This window comes from Sandarakinorhabdus rubra, assembly GCF_010994245.1.
Classification (GTDB): Bacteria; Pseudomonadota; Alphaproteobacteria; order Sphingomonadales; family Sphingomonadaceae; genus Sandarakinorhabdus; species Sandarakinorhabdus rubra.
Genome location: NZ_WMHO01000312.1, coordinates 1 through 2,189 on the forward strand (window position 1 = coordinate 1; position 2,189 = coordinate 2,189).

The 2,189-nt window shown below is 67.3% G+C and carries 1 protein-coding gene; it reads right to left on the reverse strand.

What is annotated here, in order from left to right; all coding sequences use genetic code 11:
• The coding region (gene ftsH, locus GJV64_RS13850; RefSeq protein ID WP_164157993.1) for an ATP-dependent zinc metalloprotease FtsH at positions 1-1,938 on the reverse strand (1,938 nt) is incomplete at its 3' end.
• Between the last annotated feature and the right edge of the window lie 251 nt (positions 1,939-2,189).

Here is a 2,189-nt window from a genome sequence, read left to right on the forward strand (position 1 = left end):
GGCCGGGGCCTCGCCAAGGCCGGAGCCACGGCGGCCGGCCTTGGGAATGGCCGATGCGCCGGCGGCCGGGCGCGACACCGGCGTGGTGGTGGCACTGCCGCGATCGATGGTGCCGCCGTCCATCACCGTCTTGATCTCGTCGCCGGTCAGCGTCTCATATTCCAGCAGGGCGCCGGCAATGGCGTGCAGCTGGTCGATATGGTCGGTCAGCACCTGCTTGGCGCGATCATAGCCGGTGGTGACGATGGTGCGGACTTCGGAGTCGATCAGCCGGGCGGTTTCTTCCGACATGTTCTGGGCGCGCGTCACGCTGTGGCCCAGGAACACCTCCTCCTGGTTCTCGACATATTTCAGTGGGCCGAGCTTGTCGGACATGCCCCACTGGGTGGCCATCGAACGGGCGAGGTCAGTGGCATAGCTGATGTCAGACGAGGCGCCGGAGCTGACCTTGTCATGGCCGAAGATCACCTCTTCCGCCACGCGGCCTCCCATGGCCACCGCCAGGTTCGCGTACATCTTGTCACGGTGATAGCTGTACTGGTCGCGCTCCGGCAGGCGCATCACCATGCCCAGCGCACGGCCGCGCGGGATGATGGTGGCCTTGTGGATCGGATCAGACGCCGGCTCGTGCAGCGAGACGAGCGCGTGACCGGCCTCGTGATAGGCAGTCATCTTCTTCTCGTCCTCGGTCATCGCCATGGTCTTGCGCTCGGTGCCCATCAGCACCTTGTCCTTGGCGTCCTCGAACTCGCGCATGGAGACCAGTCGCTTGCCGCGCCGGGCGGCGAGCAGCGCCGCCTCGTTGACGAGGTTGGCGAGATCGGCACCGGCAAAGCCCGGGGTGCCGCGGGCGATGGTGCGGGCGTTCACGTCGGGCGCCAGCGGCACCTTCTTCATGTGGACGGCCAGGATCTTCTCGCGGCCGTCGATGTCCGGGCGGCCCACCACCACCTGGCGGTCGAAGCGGCCGGGGCGCAGCAGCGCCGGATCGAGCACGTCGGGCCGGTTGGTGGCGGCGATGATGATGATGCCCTCGTTGGCGTCAAATCCGTCCATCTCGACCAGCAGCTGGTTCAGCGTCTGCTCGCGTTCATCGTTGCCACCGCCGAGGCCGGCACCGCGCGAGCGGCCGACCGCGTCGATCTCGTCGATGAAGATGATGCACGGGGCCGATTTCTTGCCCTGTTCGAACATGTCGCGAACGCGGGATGCGCCGACGCCGACGAACATCTCGACGAAATCCGAGCCGGAGATGGAAAAGAACGGCACATTGGCCTCACCCGCGATGGCGCGGGCCAGCAGCGTCTTGCCGGTGCCGGGCGGGCCGACCAACAGCGCGCCCTTGGGGATCTTGCCGCCCAGCCGGCTGAAGCGGCCCGGGTCCTTCAGGAAGTCGACGATCTCCTGCAGCTCCTCGCGCGCCTCGTCGATGCCGGCGACATCGTCGAAGGTCACGCGGCCTTCCTTCTGCACCAGCAGCTTCGCGCGCGATTTGCCAAAGCCCATGGCGCCGCGGCCGGCGCCGTTCTGCATCTGGCGCATCACGAAGATCCAGATGCCGATCATCAGCACGAACGGCAGCATGTTGAAGAACAGCTGCGCCACCAGGCTGCGGCTTTCCTCCGGCTTGGCATCGAAGCGCACGCCCTTGGCGCGCAGTCGCTCGATCAGCTGGCTGTCACCGGGGTTGAAGGTGCGGAACGCCTCGTCGCCGCTCGTGCGGCCCACGATCTCGTCACCGCGGATCTCGACCGAGCGCACGGCGCCGTCCTCGACCCGGGCCAGGAAGTCGGAATAGGCCAGCGTATCCCCGCTGCGGCTGCTGGTGCCGCCCTGCATAAGGTTGACCACCACGGCGAGGCCGAGCAGGATCACCACCCACAGGCCGAGATTCTTCATCCACGGGTTGGGGGGACGCTTGTTGGGACCTTCTGACATCGACACTTCCCGTTCAATTCCAACGCAGATACGCGAAGGGTTCGTCGGCAGGCCGACAATCCCACCACTGCAAGATAGGCCGGATCGGCGCCGTTGCAATCGCAACCGCCGCCACATGCGCCCCTTTGCCTCGCATGACGGGCGATTCAGCCCGGCTTGTGGCCGTTTTGCCGCTGCTGGCGCGGCGCCGGTGCCGGCTCGAGCCGCCACCGCGGCCCGGGCCGCGCCATCACGCCCGCCAGCGTTCCGGG